The following is a 16253-nucleotide window of genomic DNA, read 5'->3' as shown; positions in this document are numbered from 1 at the left end:
ATGACATGGCCAGTGGTCTTGGTGGTTTGAACAAGTCGCCCAACGGCGTGGTGATCGGCCTGGCGCAACTGGCGCTGCCCGATCCCCACACCCGCGAGGCGTTGTGGGCACAAACGCAGAAAGTGGTCGGCATGGTGGCCAAGGCGCGGCGCAGCAATCCGGGCATGGACCTGATCGTGTTTCCCGAATACTCCCTGCATGGCCTGTCGATGAGCACCGCACCGGAGATCATGTGCAGTCTGGACGGACCGGAAGTCGTGGCGCTGCGCGAGGCGTGCAAGGAGCACCGTATCTGGGGCTGCTTCTCGATCATGGAAGCCAACCCGCAGGGCAACCCGTTCAACAGCGGCCTGATCGTCGATGACCTTGGCGAGATTCGCCTGTACTACCGCAAGCTGCACCCGTGGGTGCCTGTCGAGCCTTGGGAGCCGGGCGATCTCGGCATTCCGGTCTGCGATGGCCCGCGCGGCAGCACGCTGGCGCTGATCATCTGCCACGACGGCATGTTCCCGGAAATGGCCCGTGAGTGCGCCTACAAAGGTGCCGACATCATGCTGCGCACCGCCGGTTACACCGCGCCGATCCGCCATTCGTGGAAGATAACCAATCAGAGCAATGCCTTTACCAACCTCATGCAAACCGCGAGCGTGTGCATGTGCGGCTCCGATGGCACGTTCGATTCCATGGGCGAAGCCATGTTCGTCGATTTCGACGGCACGATCATGGCCGAAGGTGGCGGCCGGGCCGACGAAATCGTCTGCTGCGAACTGCGACCTGATCTGGTCCGCGAGGCGCGTGTGCATTGGGGTGTCGAGAACAACATCTATCAGTTCGGCCATCGCGGTTATGTGGCGGTCAAGGGCGGTGCCCGCGATTGCCCTTACACCTACATGCGCGACCTGACCGCTGGCCAATACCGCCTGCCCTGGGAGAACGACGTGGTGCACACCGACGGCCGTTCATGCGGTTTTGCCACACCCGAGCGCGAATTCAAGCCCACGCCCAGCAGTTGGAAGGAGTAAAAGCCATGAGCGAACGTCACGTTGATTCGGCGCCCTATCCGTGGCCCTGGAACGGCCAGCTGCATGCGCACAACACGGCATTGATCGTGATCGACATGCAGACCGACTTTTGCGGCGTCGGCGGCTATGTGGACAGCATGGGCTACGACCTGGCGCTGACCCGCGCGCCCATCGAACCGATCAGGGCGCTACTGGCCATGATGCGCCCGCTCGGCTTCACCATCATTCATACCCGCGAAGGCCACCGCCCGGACCTCAGCGACCTGCCGGCCAACAAACGCTGGCGCTCGCAGCGCATCGGCGCGGGGATCGGCGATCCCGGCCCGTGCGGCAAGATTCTGGTGCGCGGCGAACCGGGCTGGGAAATCATCGACGAACTGGCCCCGCTGCCCGGCGAAATCATCATCGACAAACCCGGCAAAGGCTCGTTCTGCGCCACTGATCTGGAGCTGATCCTGCGCACGCGCGGCATCGACAACCTGATCCTGACCGGCATTACCACCGATGTCTGCGTGCACACCACGATGCGCGAAGCCAATGACCGTGGCTTTGAATGCCTGCTGCTTGAAGACTGCTGCGGCGCGACCGATCCAGCCAACCATGCCGCTGCACTGAGCATGGTCAAGATGCAGGGCGGCGTGTTCGGCGCAGTCGGCCACTCTTCGCTGCTTCGCACTGTGCTGGAGGCTTGAACATGCGCGCCGCGAGCCTGGAAACGATCGGTGCCAGCAAACATTTCGGAACGTTTCGGGCGCTGGACGAGGTGTCGTTCAAGGTCCGCGCCGGCACCGTGCACGCCCTGCTCGGCGAAAACGGTGCGGGTAAAAGCACGCTGGTCAAAGGCATCATCGGCTACAGCCCGCTGCAATCGGGCAGCATTCTAGTCGACAACCGCGAGCATGCAATTGGCACACCGCGCGATTCGCATCAGTTGCAGATCGGCATGGTCTATCAGCACTTCACCGTCGCGCCGGGCCTGAGTGTTGCGGAAAACCTGGTGCTGTCGCGGGGTGATCTGCCGTGGCGCATCAATTGGGCCGCCGAGCACGAGCGCCTTGAAGCGTTCATGGCGAACATGCCCTTGCGACTGGACATTCATCGACCGGTCAGCAGCCTGGCCGCTGGCGAAAAACAGAAACTGGAAATCCTCAAACAGCTGTATCTGCAGCGCCGGCTGGTCATTCTCGACGAGCCCACCTCGGTGCTCACGCCCCAGGAAGCCGATGAAGTGCTCGGCCTGATGCAGGCAATGGCGCACCGTGGCGACCTCACTGTGCTGATGATCACCCACAAGTTTCGCGAGGTCAGCACTTACGCCGACGATGTTACCGTGTTGCGCAAAGGCCGCTGGGTGGGCACGGCAGCCGTGGCCGACACCAGCACTCGGCAGATGGCCGCCTGGATGATGGGCCAAGCACAGGTGCGCAGCGTCAGCACTGATCGCCCCGTGTCGGCCCCCAGCGCGCCGCACTTGCAGGTAGAAAACCTGGACGTGCCGGGCGACAAAGGCACCCTGGCGGTGAAGAACCTGTCGCTGGCGGTGCATCCGGGGGAGATTGTCGGGGTTGCGGGTATCTCCGGCAATGGTCAACGCGAACTCACCGAAGCCCTGCTCGGCCAGCGACCGTTCAGCGCAGGAAAAATCGCGGTCGACGGCCAGCCTTACCACGCCCGGCGCGAACAGATGCAGCGCCTGCGCGTGTTCAGCTTGCCCGAAGAACCCCTGCGCAATGCCTGTATTGGCAGTTTCAGCGTCGCTGACAATCTGGCCCTGCGCAACTTCGACCAGCCGCCTTTGTGCCGTCAGGGCTGGCGTCTTGATCGTCGTGCCATTGGCGCGCAGGCAAAAACACTGATCGAGCAGTTTCAGGTTTCACCCAAGGACCCGGACCGGCCGATCGGCACCTTGTCCGGGGGCAACGTGCAGCGTGCCGTACTGGCCCGTGAACTGACCCGTGACGTCGCCGTGCTGATCGTTGCCAACCCGGTTTTCGGACTGGACTTCGCCAGCGTGGCGCTCATCCACCAGCGCCTGATCGATGCCCGCAACAATGGTACGGCGGTGCTGCTGCTCAGCGAAGACCTCGACGAATTGCTGAGCCTGGCCGACCGCATCGTGGTCATTCATGACGGCGAGCTGGTTTTTGAAACCCGCGCAGCGGCCGCCGACCGTACCGAACTGGGCAGGCACATGGCCGGTGCAGAACAACGTTCGCAGGCGTTGGCATGATCAGCATCAGTGCGCGCCCCGACCCTTTTACCTTCGAGCCATCGCGTACCGCTGTGGTGATCATCGACATGCAGCGCGACTTTCTCGAACCAGGCGGCTTTGGTGCCGCGCTGGGCAACGACGTCGCCCCGCTGCAAGCCATCGTGCCCACCGTGCAGCAACTGCTGGCGCTGGCTCGCGAACAGGGTCTTGTAGTCATTCATACCCGAGAGTCTCACCTCCCGGACCTGTCCGACTGCCCGCAAGCCAAACTCGACCACGGTTTACCGGGCCTGCGCATCGGCGACCCCGGCCCGATGGGGCGCATTCTGGTTCGCGGTGAACCCGGCAACCAGATCATCGACGCCCTGACGCCGCTTGCCAGCGAGTGGGTCATCGACAAACCGGGCAAAGGCATGTTTTTCGCCACCGATCTGCACCAGCGGCTCACTGTTGCGGGCATCACTCATCTGATCTTCGCCGGCGTCACCACCGAAGTGTGCGTGCAGACCAGCCTGCGCGAAGCCTGCGACCGGGGTTATCGCTGCCTGCTGATCGAAGACGCGACCGAAAGCTACTTTGCGGCCTTCAAACAGGCCACTCTGGACATGATCACCGCGCAAGGTGCGATTGCCGGGCGAGTTGCCTCGCTCGCCAATCTGCAGCACGCCCTGCACACAAGGAGTACGCAGTAATGGACATCAACCTTCCCCACGTGGTCGCCGAAGTGAGCCACGCCTTCACCGACTACGAACGCGCCCTGCTGGCCAATGAACTGACCACACTGGATGCGTATTTCTGGAACGCCGAACACACCGTTCGCTACGGCGTCGCGGAAAACCTGCACGGTGCCGATACCATTGCGCGCTATCGACGCCAATGCCAACCGGTCGGCCCCGGCCGTACGCTGTTGCGCACGGTGATCAGCACCTTCGGTGAGGACTTCGCCACGGTGAGCACCGAGTTTCACGATGGCGTAACTCAACGCTTGGGACGGCAAATGCAAACCTGGGCTCGCCTGGAGGGCGGCTGGAAAGTCGTTGCTGCACATGTCAGCATTGACCTCAGCAGTCTGGAGCCACGCCCTTGAATTCCCCGTACACCACCAATGCGCTGGCAGAAGACGTCTATCGTCGGCTCAAGCAAGAGATTTTCGACTTTTACCTGCTGCCCTACGACCGGTTTACTGAAACTCAGTTGGCAGATCGCTATCAAGTTTCGCGGACCCCGGTGCGCGATGCGCTGTATCGCCTGCAACGCGAAGGTTATCTGGACGTCGAGTTCCGTCGTGGCTGGTCAGTCAGGCCGCTGGATTTCGAGCAGATCGACCAACTGTACGACCTGCGCATCGTGCTCGAATGCGCGGCGATCGAACGCATCTGCGCATCCACCGACGCACACCCGGAACTCGATGTTCTCCGAGACCACTGGCTGGTTGCGCCAGATCGCAGGCAAACCGACATGCAGGTCGTCGCAGACCTCGACGAACAGTTCCACACGCAACTGGTCGCGGCCTCGGGCAATCTGGAAATGGCCCGTGTTCATCAGGAAGTCACTGAACGTATTCGCATTGTGCGCAGGCTGGACTTCTTCAAAAGCGCCCGCATTGAACACACCTACCTTGAGCACGCCGCTATTCTCAACGCACTTGAGGCGCGTAAACGGGACGACGCGCTAGTGCTGCTGCGCTCGCATGTGGAGATCAGCAAACTGGAAGTGCGCAAACTGACGATATCCATGCTCACTGATGCACGGCGGCGGTATGAGGCGTGAGGCGTTACGCATGAAAAGAACGTCGCCGCACCAGCAAACGCCTTATTCACGCCGCCTCTGATTATTGCCGTGCCATGACCATTATGGCGCGCGAGCCGCTATGCTCTGTCCACATACGCCTGAACGTAGCGCACGATGCGAGTGTCTTCTCACCTGGCACATGGCATAACGGTGGGCAGTTGAGTATTTTCACGCCTTTACGGCTACGCCTGCCTGACGCGACAATCCGTTACAAATACCCTCTGGGCATGGAAGTCTTCAATGACGAGAGCCGTACTGTTGGTACTGTTGATCCTCGCGGTGGCATGGCTGGCACAAAGTGGTGATGGCGACGACATTCACTGCCCTGATAAAGATGCGAATTTTTTTGCTGATTCCATCAACGCTTATTTTGACAAGCACCCACCCAAAGCCGGTAAAGCCTTGACCATTCCTGGCGGCGCCCGCTACGACACGCGTACCCACTGGTGGATAGTTCCGGTCGACGTTGGTCAGGACAAACTACAGGCGCTTTTGAGTTGTGACGGCCACCTCGAACTGTCCGGGCGCAACGGGTGAGGCAGCCTTCTGAAGGATACGAAACATGAACAGCATTGCGCTGGATATTACCTGCCTGACGCCACTGCCTTACCATCAGCAGGTCGTCGACTACCTGAAAACCAGCGAGCCTGCGGTGTGGAGCTGGGCCTCGTCGCTCGGGGTCAGGCAGGAGCATGCTCAGGATGTGCGCGCGCAACTGCTGCGCGACACCTACCGGCTGAGCCCGGAGACTCACCCCGATGCTTATCAGGCCTGCGAAACCGCGCTGCGGCGTTTGCACATTCAGGCACCGGCCACGCTGTATCAGGCTGGCGATGGCACTATGAACGCGAGTCTGCATTATCTGGCGGGTGAAGTGCATGTGGTGTTCTACGGGCCGATTCTCGAACGCCTTGACGCGCAGGAACTGCTCGCGTTGCTGGGTCATGAACTGGCCCACTACCGGCTCTGGTCGGAGCACGACGGCGACTACCTGACCGCCGAACGCATACTCAATCACTCGCTGGCCGACCTTCATGCGCCGGCGAGCCTTGTGCAGACCGCGCGGTTATACAGCCTGCACACTGAAATCTACGCAGACCGCGGCGCAGCGCTGGTGGTCAGCGGGCCGGAGCCGGCCATCACCTCGCTGGTCAAGGTGCACACCGGAATTGTCACCGTCAACGCCGCCAGCTACCTGCAACAGGCGCGAGAACTGGATGGCGACGATGCGCCACTGTCTCAAGGGGTTTCGCACCCGGAGACCTTTTTGCGCTCTCAGGCGCTGGACAGCTGGTGGCAACAGCTTGCAGAAACCGATGCGTGGCTGCAGCGCCGCCTGCGTGGTCCGTTGTCGCTCAACCGTCTGGACATCACCGGTCAGGTCGAACTCACCGCCCTCACCCGCCGTTTTATCGCCACGTTCATCAGCGCCCCTGCGCTGCACTCCGAAGCCGTTCTCAATCAGGTGCGCAGCTTCTTTCCAGACTGGAGCGACCACGAACCTGTTCTGGACCTGAGCACGCTGACAGCTGAACGCATTGACGCGAGCGTCCACGAATACCTGCACTTCATCATGCTTGATCTGTGCCTGATCGACCCGGACCTGCGCGACGATGCGTTGCTGCATGCAGCGCGCACAGCGCAAAAAACCGGCAGCGAGAGGGATTTTCTGGCGGTTCTCAAGCGTGACATCAAACTTCCCAAGCGAGAGCTCGACCTCATGACACGTACGCTCAAGGCGCAGGTTGAGACATGGACCCAATGAATCAGTCAACCCATCAAATAGTCACGTTCGAACACTTGCTGCACACCCACGACGGCGCGGCCGTGCCGATAGACGACGTGCTGTTTTTGATGCTGCCACTGCTGCGGGAAGTCGCGCGGTTGCACGAGTCGGGCCGCGTAGCTCAACTGAGTTACGCGGACGTCATCCAGGGGCCGGAGCGCAGCCTGCAACTGCGTGATCCGCAAGGCGCACTGCCACGTCTGGCGCTGGAAGCGATCAGGCAGGTTCAGCCCAACCCCGAGTCGGCGCTGAATATCATCGGCAAAGTGCGCCTGACCCGCGATTCGGAAGACGGTGTAGCCGTGACCGATCTGCAAGTGCAGGAAGACCTGCACCAGCCCATCGACCATCCGGTGTTCCTCCTCGGCCTGCAGAGCTGGGAACATCGTCTGGGCCATCACGATGAAATCACCGACATCTTCCAGCTCGGGCAATTGCTGGCGTGCCTGGCCTGCGGACTGGACTTTGCCGACCTCGATGACCTCAAGACCTTCGCCCGGCACCGGCGAAACCTGTTCCAGCTCAACAGCCGGCTCAACCCGGTGCTGGCCAATCTCATCGTCGAGATGACCGAACTCAACAGGCACGAGCGTGCCACCGATGTCAGCTCGCTGGCGCGCCGCCTGGAAACCTGGCGTGAGCAGCCTGCCAGCCTGGACGTCGAGCGGGTTCTGGCAGAGGCCCAAGGCCCGGCTTCGCGGCGTACCGTGGTGCTGGAGCACTTGCGCAACCGCCTGTTCGACCTGTCGAGGCGCAACCGCCTGCTGCACTTTCGTCCGACCCAGGCCAACATCAACCTGACCGTGGCCAGCGTGCCGCTGGTCATGCGTATTGAAAGCATTCGCCCGGAATCGCTGTGCACCTGGCAAGCCACGTTCGGGGGGTTCTCCGAGCAGGTACTGAGCGGGAAGCCGGTGGGCCTGCAACAATGGCTGCGCTTTGAAGATCAGGCCTGGCTGCAGACCTCTCTGGAGCGGATCATTCAGGAAACCCGCCGCGATCGCGCCGAGTTTGGTTTCAGCAACCTGCGCCTGGTCGTGGCGTTCATGCGCTGGCACAACCTCAAGGACACGCCGGACGAGCGTATCGTGACGCCGCTGCTGTGGCTGCCGGTAGCGTTGAGCCGCAAAAAAGGCGTGCGCGACCAGTTTGTCTTGCAGTGCGATGAAACCGAGGCCGAATTCAATCCGGTCCTGCGCCACCTCCTTCGCCAGCTGTACGACATCCAGCTGCCGGAAACCGTAGACCTGCAAAGCACGTCGCTGGAACAGATTCATGCCGACATTGCCCGGCAGATAAAGCTCACCGAACCGGGCGTCGAACTGCGCCTGCAAAGCAAACCGAAAATCGAGCTGATCCATCAGAAAGCCGTCCAGCACCTGCACCATTTCCAGCGCCGCCGCGCCGGTCAACGCTCGGCAATGGCCTCGGTAAAACCGGACTTCAGCTACGACCGCGATGACTATCGCCCGCTGGGCCTGCAATTGTTCCGGCAAAAAGTCCTGCCCAGCGAATTGCCCTTGCGCAATGCGGTGGACACGCCACCCGCCTTGCGCACGCAGCATCCGCAGATGGTTGCCGGCAGCACCGAGAACAGCACGTTCTCCATGCCGGCGGATGAAGGGCACCGCTACGCCTGGGACATCGACCTGACGCAAGTGACGCTGGCCAATTTCAACTACCGGAAAATGTCGCTGGTGCGCGACTACGCGCAACTGATCGAGGAACCTGCCCAGAATGAGGCCTTCGACCGGATGTTCTCGATCGAGCCGCGAGACATCGAAGTGCAGGCGCCGGACCCGATTGCCCTGCCGGAGCAGTGGAATGTCGTGGCCGGTGATGCCACACAGAATGCCGCCGTCAGCCTGGCCCGCACCGGACGCAACTTCATCATTCAAGGCCCGCCCGGCACCGGCAAGTCGCAGACCATCACCAACCTGATTGCCGACTACGCCGGTCGCGGTTTGCGCGTGCTGTTCGTCTGTGAAAAACGCGCGGCGCTGGACGTGGTGTTTCATCGCCTGCAACAGAGCGGGCTGGGCGAGCTGTGCTGCCTGATTCATGACTCACAAACGGACAAAAAAGCCTTTGTCGGCAACCTGCGGGAATGCTATGAGCGCTGGATTGCTGCCGACGCCCAGTCGCAGACCCTGCAGGCGCAACGCACTGCCACGCTGGCGGCCATGAGCGAGCAACTGGGACTGATCGAACGATTCGAACACAGCATGGCCAGCGTGCCTCAGACGCTCGCCTGCTCGGTTCGCGAACTGGTGCGTCATCTGATCGAGCTGCCTGCCGCTGCCGCCGCGCTGCCGCCCGAAGCGCTGGAGCGCCTGCCTGAATGGCACCACTGGCAGCAGCAACGCGAGCTGACCCAGCGTGTGTACCTGACGATGCGCGAACGCTTCGGCCTGGACAGCTTCGCCCGCCATCCTTTCAGTCATCTGGCCTCACGCCTGGTGACCCACGAACACGCCTACGGCCAGCTCAAGAGCGCTGTGGACGAAGCCAGCGGGCTCATGCAGCGTATCGAGCCGGTGCTGGAGTCGTCTGCCAGTCTGTTGGCCAACGACACCCGGCTGACCGATGCGCAGGTTTTCAGTGAGGCCGCCGAGCAACTGACCAATGCCAACCTGACCTCGCACCTCGACCTGCTGGAGCCGGGCTCACCCGCTTCCCGGACGCTGCAGACCGAGCAAGCCACCTTACAGGCGCTGACAGTGCAGCAACACAGCGCCAGCGAGGCCACTCGCCACTGGCGCGACAAACCTGGCGTTCAGGACACCCTAGCCGCGCAGGCATTGGTGCAGGGGCTGGAAGGCTCGTTCATGCGCTGGCTGCAACCGTCCTGGTGGCGGCTGCGCGGCGAATTGAAGCGACGCTACGATTTCAGTCAGCATGCAGTGGCGCCCAGCTATCGCAGCATTCTCGACAACCTGGCTCGTGAACATCAGGCCAACGCACAGTTGCAGGCTGAACAGCAGCGGCTGCAAGAGCGTTACAGCATCCAGAACATCGACGCTTTTGTGCAGGGTCAACAGGCCCTGCTGCAGCAACTGGCCACCTCGCCACTGATGCGTCAGTGGGTCGAGCGTTTGCGCAGTGATCCCGAGGCTGTGTCCGGGCTTGCTCAGGAGGCCAGCCTGCGTCAGCCGTTGGCGCGGCTGGCCGAAATAGTGGCCGGGTCGTTCGTGTTCGAGCCGTCACTGACGCTGGCTGAAGTGGCCGAATACCTGCGCGACCTGCACGAGGAACTCAGCGAGCTGCCCGATACCCTGCCGCTTCTGAACGAACTGCATCAGGCTGACCCGGCCTGCCTGCGTGCCCTCCAGACACATGCACTGGCGCAGCGCCCGCTGGACGCATTGATAGCCCAGGAAAATCTGACCCGGTTTTATCGCGCCAACCCGCAAGTGGCGCGCTTTGACGGCAAGACGCTGAGCATGGCCACACACAAGGTCAGCCAGGCCGAAAGCAGCCTGCTCAAGCACAACGCCCATGTGCTCAGCGCAACCTTGCACCAACGCTTTCTGGAACATGTCAGGCAATCGGCACTGTCGGTCGCCCAACTGGACCCGCAGGCAAGAGAGTTCAAGAAGACCTACGCCAAAGGACGTCGGGAACTGGAGCACGAATTGGGTAAGACCATGCGTTACCGCTCCATTCGCGAACTGGCCAGCGGTGACAGCGGCCGGGTGATCAACGACCTGAAACCCGTCTGGCTGATGAGCCCGTTGTCAGTGTCCGACACCCTGCCACTGACACCGGACCTGTTCGATGTGGTGATTTTCGACGAAGCCAGTCAAATCCCCAGCGAAGAAGCGGTGCCGGCGCTGAGCCGTGCGCAGCAGGTGATTGTGGTCGGTGACGAAATGCAGCTGCCGCCGACCAATTTCTTCTCCAGCGCCGGCGACCAACAAGACAACGAACTGATCGCCATGGAAGACGGCGAGCAGATTGCCATCAATCTTGATGCCGACAGCCTGTTGAGTCAGGCGGCACGCAATCTTCCGGCCACATTGCTGGCGTGGCACTACCGCAGCCGCCACGAGGCGCTGATCAGCTTTTCCAATGCGGCGTTTTATGAGGGACGGCTGATCACCATTCCGGACCGTCGTATCGAACACCCGGTGCCAGTCAGCACGCCGCTAGACTCCAGCGAGGATCAAGCCGTCATTCAGGGCGCCGACACGTTGCTCAACAGCCCGATCAGCTTCCTGAAAATCGAGGACGGCGTGTACATCAGCCGGGGCAACGTTGCCGAGGCGCGCTACATCGCCGGCCTGGTACGCGAACTGTTGCGCCGCGAAACCGGTTTGAGCCTGGGTATCGTGGCGTTTTCCGAGGCCCAGCAAGGCGAAATCGAGCAGGCGCTGGAGAACCTGGCCGCCAGCGACGCAGACTTCGCCACCCGCCTGGAACGTGAATACGTGCGTGAGGATGCCGGGCAATTCAATGGCCTGTTCGTTAAAAACCTGGAGAACGTTCAGGGCGACGAGCGCGACGTGATCATCCTGAGCATCTGCTACGCGCCAGGGCCCAATGGCAAGATGCTGATGAATTTCGGCCCGATCAACCAGCGCGGCGGGGAAAAGCGTCTGAACGTGATCTTCAGCCGCGCGCGTAAACGCATGGCGATTATCTCCAGCATCGAGGCCGATGCCATCACCAACACCCACAACGATGGCGCCGCAGCCCTGCGCGCGTTCCTGCAGTTCGCCCGCGCCAGTGCCGCAGGTGACGCGCCACGCTCGCAAGGGATACTCGCCAACCTCAACCCCGGTGCCAAACAGTCCTTCGCCATTACCTTGCCCAAGGACAGCCTGCGCACCGCTCTGGCCGCAGCCTTGCGCAAACGCGGTCACGAAGTGCAGGAATATGTCGGGCGCTCGCAATTTCGCTGTGACCTGGCCATTGCCGAGGCGGACGGCGAGCATTTCAGCCTGGGCATCCTGCTGGACGGCGACGCGTCAGCCACTGCCAACGTTCGTGAGCGCTACATCTTCCGGCCTACCGTACTGCGCAGTTTTGGCTGGAAGATCATCGATGTGCTCAGCCACGACTGGCTCAATGACAGCGAAGAGGTGCTGAACCGCATTGAAGCCCTTCTGCAACGAGGTGAAGACACTCCTGAACTGCCGCCGGCCAATGACGAAAACGTCGACGTCGAGCAACAGGACTCTTCGCCGCTGATTGAGGACTCAGTGGTTGCAGGCAGCACTCAACTGCGTGAATTCACGTTCGGCGAAGGCAACTCGAACAAGTTCTGGCGCATCGGCGCGGCCGAATCGGACGTGACAGTCAACTTCGGCCGTATCGGCACACAAGGCCAGACCATGACCAAAACAATGGACAGTCCGGAGCAGGCCGCGCGGGAAGTTTAGAAGCTGATTGCCGAAAAACTGCGCAAGGGTTATCAGGAACAGGGCGCCTGAAATTCAGTATCTGCCACACCGCCCATTCCCGTGATGCACTCGATAGCACCAGCCTTTTATAAGGCTGGTGATCTCTATCAGAACAGATCTCGTCTTTTGCAACCTTTCAATTACCGCCGGGTCGGAACATTGAGAAATTGATGGCATTTAGTTATCACCCAGCAGTTTGCCAGGTGCATTCAAGGCATCGGTGAGTGCGAATTACGGGAAAAGTCAGTGATGAATCATCTGGGCGATGAGCGTGGTCAGATTACACCTTCAGTTTTTGCATCTTCAAATCATGCTTTTTCAAATCACGCGTCATCAAATCATGACGGCATGACAGAGGTATTGAAGGCCGCCGTTCAATGCGCGTCGTGCTCATCAGGCACGCTGATGGTGCCCGGTGTATCTGGCTGGGAGCAAAGTGCAAGTTTCGGTGCATTTAGCCATTGTGCCGACGAGGCGTGGCTGAGGACAATTTCGTCTTACGGCGATGTTGTATGCGTGGGTCTGGACAGCCCTGATGAACATCCACAAGGCAGTGCCGACACAGGCACCTTGATCTACGTCGCCATACGCGGCTCCATGCACCAATTGCTGGGCGCACTTGTGCTCAGCAGTACCCACCTTGAAGCCGGATTGAGCGTTGCGCAAAGGTACGCGCTGCAAACCCATGCCGCTCACTTACGCACCTTTCTGCGGCCCGGCGACGAGCCCGAAACGGTCGGCTCGGCCGTGGGTTCCATTGAAAGGCTGCGCCTGCTTGAATCGGTGGTCATCAATGCCAATGACGCCATTCTTATTACCGAAGCCGAGCCGATTGACCTGCCCGGGCCGCGTATCGTGTATTGCAACCCGGCCTTTCTGGCGATAACCGGTTTTACCGAAGAAGAAGTCATCGGCCGCACACCACGCATACTCCAGTGCGAGGACACCAGTCGCGAAACACTGGATGTTATTCGCGAAGCGCTGACTCACTGGAGACCGGTCGAAGTTGAACTCATCAACACCCGCAAGGACGGCAGTCAGTTCTGGGTCGAGTTGAGCATTGTTCCGGTGGCCAACGAGAAAGGCTGGTTCACCCATTGGGTTTCGGTGCAGCGCGATATAACCGAACGCAAAGAGTCTCAGCAGTTGACTCAGCGGGCGCGTCTGGAATGGGAAGAGAAGCTGGCGCTACAGAGCAGGCTGCAAGAGCGCGAGCGTATCTCCGAGGAGCTGGCTTATATCGCCTTCCACGATGAACTGACGGCCCTGTTCAACCGCGCCTATCTCATGAATGAACTGGCCGACGCCTTCAGCAACCCTGATCACCACTACGAACGTGCAACGGTGCTCTTTCTGGACCTGGACGGGTTCAAGGTCGTCAACGACAGCATGGGCCATCTGGCCGGCGATCAACTGCTCAAGCGTGTCGCAAACCGATTGCAGAACTGTGTCCGTGCAAACGATGTACTGGCGCGAATTGGTGGCGATGAGTTTGCCATATTGCTGGTAGGCAAGGATCAGCCCGAGACCGCGGTAAAGATGGCCGAGCGCATTGTCAGTCAATTGCACGCGGCCATCGAGATTGAAGGTCAGGACATTTTCATATCGTGCAGCATCGGCATTGTCACGGCAGGCGAAGGTCATTCAAAGCCCGAGGACTTGCTGCGTGATGCAGACGTGGCCATGTACTCCGCCAAGAAACAAGGCCGGGGACGCTGGAGCCTTTTCAATGCTTCGATGCGCGAGGCGGCGATTGATACGCTGGTCATCCAGAACGCATTGCGCCAAGCGCTGGAAAACAAGGATTTTCTGGTGTTCTACCAGCCCATTTACAGCGGCGACAGTGAGCACCTGGTGGGCGTCGAGGCCCTGGTTAGATGGGATCACCCGTCCATGGGCATTATTTCACCCGATGCGTTCATCCCCATTGCCGAAGACCTGGGGCTTATTCATGAGCTGGGCGCGTGGGTCATGCACAAGGCCTGCGGCGATGTTCAGGCATGGAGGAAAGCGTTCCCTCATCTGGACCTGAGACTCAATGTGAACGTGTCCGGAAAAGAGCTGAGCCGCCCCGGTTTCGTTGATCAGGTCACTCGAATAATCGCAACAACCGGTCTGCCTGCTGCACAACTGCAGATCGAGGTCACCGAGTCGGTTTTCCTCTACCAGCCGGACGCCATCGCGGAAGTTCTACGGCAGATCCGCCACTTGGGAGTGCGCGTGGCACTGGACGACTTCGGCACAGGCTACAGCTCGCTGGGCTACATCGACCGCTACCCGATCGATGCCGTAAAGATAGACCGGTCTTTTGTGTCCCGAATGATGACCTACGACCGCAGCCAGGCGATTGTCAGCAGCATCCTGTCTCTAGGCCGTGCACTTGATCTGGAAATAACCGCTGAAGGCGTAGAGACCGCAGAGCAATACAACCGCCTGCGTAAAATGGGCTGCCCGTACTTCCAGGGGTATTTTCTGAACAGGCCCATGAGGTCAGAAGCGCTGGAGGACGTTATGAGGTCTGTTGCAGTCTGCGCTGTGTGAGGCAAGCTGCTGACACGTGGCGCGGCCTCAAACCAGCCAATGCCACAACAGCAACGTGCCTATAAGCCCGACCACCGACACAATCGTCTGCAGCACCGACCAGACCCAGAGGGTCTGTTTCAGTTGCAGGCCGAAGTATTCGCGGACCATCCAGAAACCTGCGTCGTTTACATGGCAGAAGAACACCGAACCTGCGCCGATGACCAGCGCGATCAGTGATGCCTGAACCGGTGCGAGCCCTGCCATCATGGGTGCGAGGATGCCTGCGGTGGTGGTGGTCGCAACGGTGGCGGAACCGGTTGCCTGACGCAGCGCCACGGCGATCAGCCAGGCCAGCAGCAGGTACGGCATCTGTGCGCCTTCTGCCACCTTGCTGATGGTCTGGCTGACTCCGGCGTCCAGCAACGTTTGCTTGAGGCCGCCACCGGCACCGATGGTCAACAACAGCACGGCAATCGGTGCGAGGCTTTTGCGCAACGTACCGCCGACGTGGTCGCGGGAAAGCCCATTGGCCCAGCCCAGGCAGACTGTTGCAGCCAGCACCGCGATACCCAAAGCCACCAGCGGTTCGCCGAGAAATTTCAGGGTCAGCGCGACAGTGCTTTCAGGCTCCATCGTGACTTTGGCCAGCGTGCTGCCGAGCATGAGAATCACGGGCAGCAGAATGATCAGCAGCGAGATACCGAAGCCTGGCTGGCGACGGGTATCAGGCTTGGCACTGAACAACTCGCCCAGCTCGGCAGGCTCTTCGATGTGCATGCGCCCGGACAACGAGTTGCCATACACAGGGCCGGCGAGAATCACGGCTGGCACGGCAATGCACAGCCCCAACAGCATGGTCAGGCCCAGATCAGCGTGCAAGGCACTGACGGCGATCAGCGGCCCGGGGTGTGGCGGCATCAAGGCATGCAGCGTGGTCATGCCCGCCAGTGCCGGAATCGCGATTTTCAGCAGTGGCTGGCCGGACTGACGAGCCATGACGAAGATGATCGGCACCATCAGCACCAGACCCACTTCAAAGAACAGCGGCAGGCCGATGACCATGGCTACCAGCGCCATTATCCACGGCAGCATCCGGCCTTTGCCCAGTTTGAGCAGGGTTGAAGCAATGCGATCCGCGGCCCCCGACTCGGCCATCAGGGCACCGAGCATCGCCCCCAGCGCGATAATGATGCCTGCCTCGCCCAGAATGGCGCCAGCGCCTTTGCTGAACGCTTTTGCAACGGATTCGGCAGGCAAACCCGCACCGATACCGGCAATGAAGGTGCCTACAAGAATCGACAGAAAAGGCGGGAGTCTGGTTGCGCTGATCAATACGATGATCGTGGCGATGGCAATCAGGCAGCAGATGATCAGACGGGTATCGTGAAACACCCAGGCAGCAGACGACAAATCCAACGCGGGCCTCCTATCGTTGAGTCTTTGGTTTGGGCGCTTTTTACGAGCGTGATCCCGGAGAGAACAGAAACAATTAGTTTCAATTCTCCAGAAGATAC

Annotated in this window: 11 protein-coding genes; 10 read left to right on the top strand and 1 reads right to left on the bottom strand. The window is 60.6% G+C overall.

Annotated elements, in window-relative coordinates; genetic code table 11:
• Window positions 1-5 precede the first annotated feature (5 nt).
• From QRN38_RS10195 to QRN38_RS10150, 10 genes are all read left to right on the top strand, one after another.
• Window positions 6-1022, top strand: coding sequence for a formamidase (locus tag QRN38_RS10195; protein ID WP_044391038.1), 1017 nt, complete (start codon window positions 6-8; stop codon window positions 1020-1022).
• Between the two features lie 5 nt (window positions 1023-1027).
• On the top strand, window positions 1028-1714 hold the full coding sequence (gene biuH / locus QRN38_RS10190) for a biuret amidohydrolase (protein WP_007244852.1): 687 nt from the start codon (window positions 1028-1030) through the stop codon (window positions 1712-1714).
• Between the two features lie 2 nt (window positions 1715-1716).
• Window positions 1717-3252 (top strand): ABC transporter ATP-binding protein, encoded by a 1536-nt coding sequence (locus QRN38_RS10185; protein WP_057418535.1) that lies wholly within the window; start codon window positions 1717-1719, stop codon window positions 3250-3252.
• Entirely contained in the window at window positions 3249-3926 is a 678-nt protein-coding gene (locus QRN38_RS10180; RefSeq protein ID WP_057418534.1) for a cysteine hydrolase family protein, read from the top strand. The genes QRN38_RS10185 and QRN38_RS10180 overlap by 4 nt, the downstream gene beginning before the upstream one ends.
• On the top strand, window positions 3926-4321 hold the full coding sequence (gene hpxZ, locus QRN38_RS10175; protein ID WP_005615642.1) for an oxalurate catabolism protein HpxZ: 396 nt from the start codon (window positions 3926-3928) through the stop codon (window positions 4319-4321). The genes QRN38_RS10180 and hpxZ overlap by 1 nt, the downstream gene beginning before the upstream one ends.
• Window positions 4318-5004: a GntR family transcriptional regulator gene (locus QRN38_RS10170; RefSeq protein ID WP_005763967.1), complete on the top strand. Its 687-nt coding sequence runs from the start codon at window positions 4318-4320 to the stop codon at window positions 5002-5004. Before hpxZ ends, QRN38_RS10170 begins: the two co-directional genes overlap by 4 nt.
• Window positions 5005-5265: 261 nt before the next feature.
• A complete protein-coding gene (locus QRN38_RS10165; RefSeq protein ID WP_057418533.1) occupies window positions 5266-5562 on the top strand; it encodes a hypothetical protein in 297 nt (98 codons plus the stop codon).
• 25 nt (window positions 5563-5587) lie between these two features.
• Complete coding sequence (locus QRN38_RS10160; RefSeq protein ID WP_005763971.1) at window positions 5588-6790, top strand: M48 family metalloprotease; 1203 nt, start codon at window positions 5588-5590, stop codon at window positions 6788-6790.
• Window positions 6787-12195: an AAA domain-containing protein gene (locus tag QRN38_RS10155; protein ID WP_057418532.1), complete on the top strand. Its 5409-nt coding sequence runs from the start codon at window positions 6787-6789 to the stop codon at window positions 12193-12195. Before QRN38_RS10160 ends, QRN38_RS10155 begins: the two co-directional genes overlap by 4 nt.
• Window positions 12196-12564: 369 nt before the next feature.
• Window positions 12565-14757: a putative bifunctional diguanylate cyclase/phosphodiesterase gene (locus QRN38_RS10150; RefSeq protein ID WP_057415380.1), complete on the top strand. Its 2193-nt coding sequence runs from the start codon at window positions 12565-12567 to the stop codon at window positions 14755-14757.
• Window positions 14758-14784: 27 nt separating this feature from the next.
• On the opposite strand, the gene QRN38_RS10145 is transcribed toward QRN38_RS10150, so the two are convergent.
• Window positions 14785-16155 (bottom strand): GntT/GntP/DsdX family permease, encoded by a 1371-nt coding sequence (locus QRN38_RS10145; RefSeq protein WP_057418531.1) that lies wholly within the window; start codon window positions 16153-16155, stop codon window positions 14785-14787.
• Window positions 16156-16253 lie beyond the last annotated feature (98 nt).

Source organism: Pseudomonas sp. CFBP2511, from assembly GCF_030209255.1.
Lineage (GTDB): Bacteria > Pseudomonadota > Gammaproteobacteria > Pseudomonadales > Pseudomonadaceae > Aquipseudomonas > Aquipseudomonas avellanae.
Note: the sequence above shows the minus strand (reverse complement) of the source record. Positions and strands in the feature narration are given on the sequence as shown.

What these genes read in the sequence shown, in the direction of transcription:
- QRN38_RS10165 (WP_057418533.1), top strand. Translation starts at nt 5,266, where the DNA reads ATGACGAGAGCCGTACTGTTGGTACTGTTGATCCTCGCGGTGGCATGG.
- hpxZ (WP_005615642.1), top strand. Translation starts at nt 3,926, where the DNA reads ATGGACATCAACCTTCCCCACGTGGTCGCCGAAGTGAGCCACGCCTTC.
- QRN38_RS10150 (WP_057415380.1), top strand. Translation starts at nt 12,565, where the DNA reads ATGACAGAGGTATTGAAGGCCGCCGTTCAATGCGCGTCGTGCTCATCA.
- biuH (WP_007244852.1), top strand. Translation starts at nt 1,028, where the DNA reads ATGAGCGAACGTCACGTTGATTCGGCGCCCTATCCGTGGCCCTGGAAC.
- QRN38_RS10185 (WP_057418535.1), top strand. Translation starts at nt 1,717, where the DNA reads ATGCGCGCCGCGAGCCTGGAAACGATCGGTGCCAGCAAACATTTCGGA.
- QRN38_RS10180 (WP_057418534.1), top strand. Translation starts at nt 3,249, where the DNA reads ATGATCAGCATCAGTGCGCGCCCCGACCCTTTTACCTTCGAGCCATCG.
- QRN38_RS10195 (WP_044391038.1), top strand. Translation starts at nt 6, where the DNA reads ATGGCCAGTGGTCTTGGTGGTTTGAACAAGTCGCCCAACGGCGTGGTG.
- QRN38_RS10155 (WP_057418532.1), top strand. Translation starts at nt 6,787, where the DNA reads ATGAATCAGTCAACCCATCAAATAGTCACGTTCGAACACTTGCTGCAC.
- QRN38_RS10160 (WP_005763971.1), top strand. Translation starts at nt 5,588, where the DNA reads ATGAACAGCATTGCGCTGGATATTACCTGCCTGACGCCACTGCCTTAC.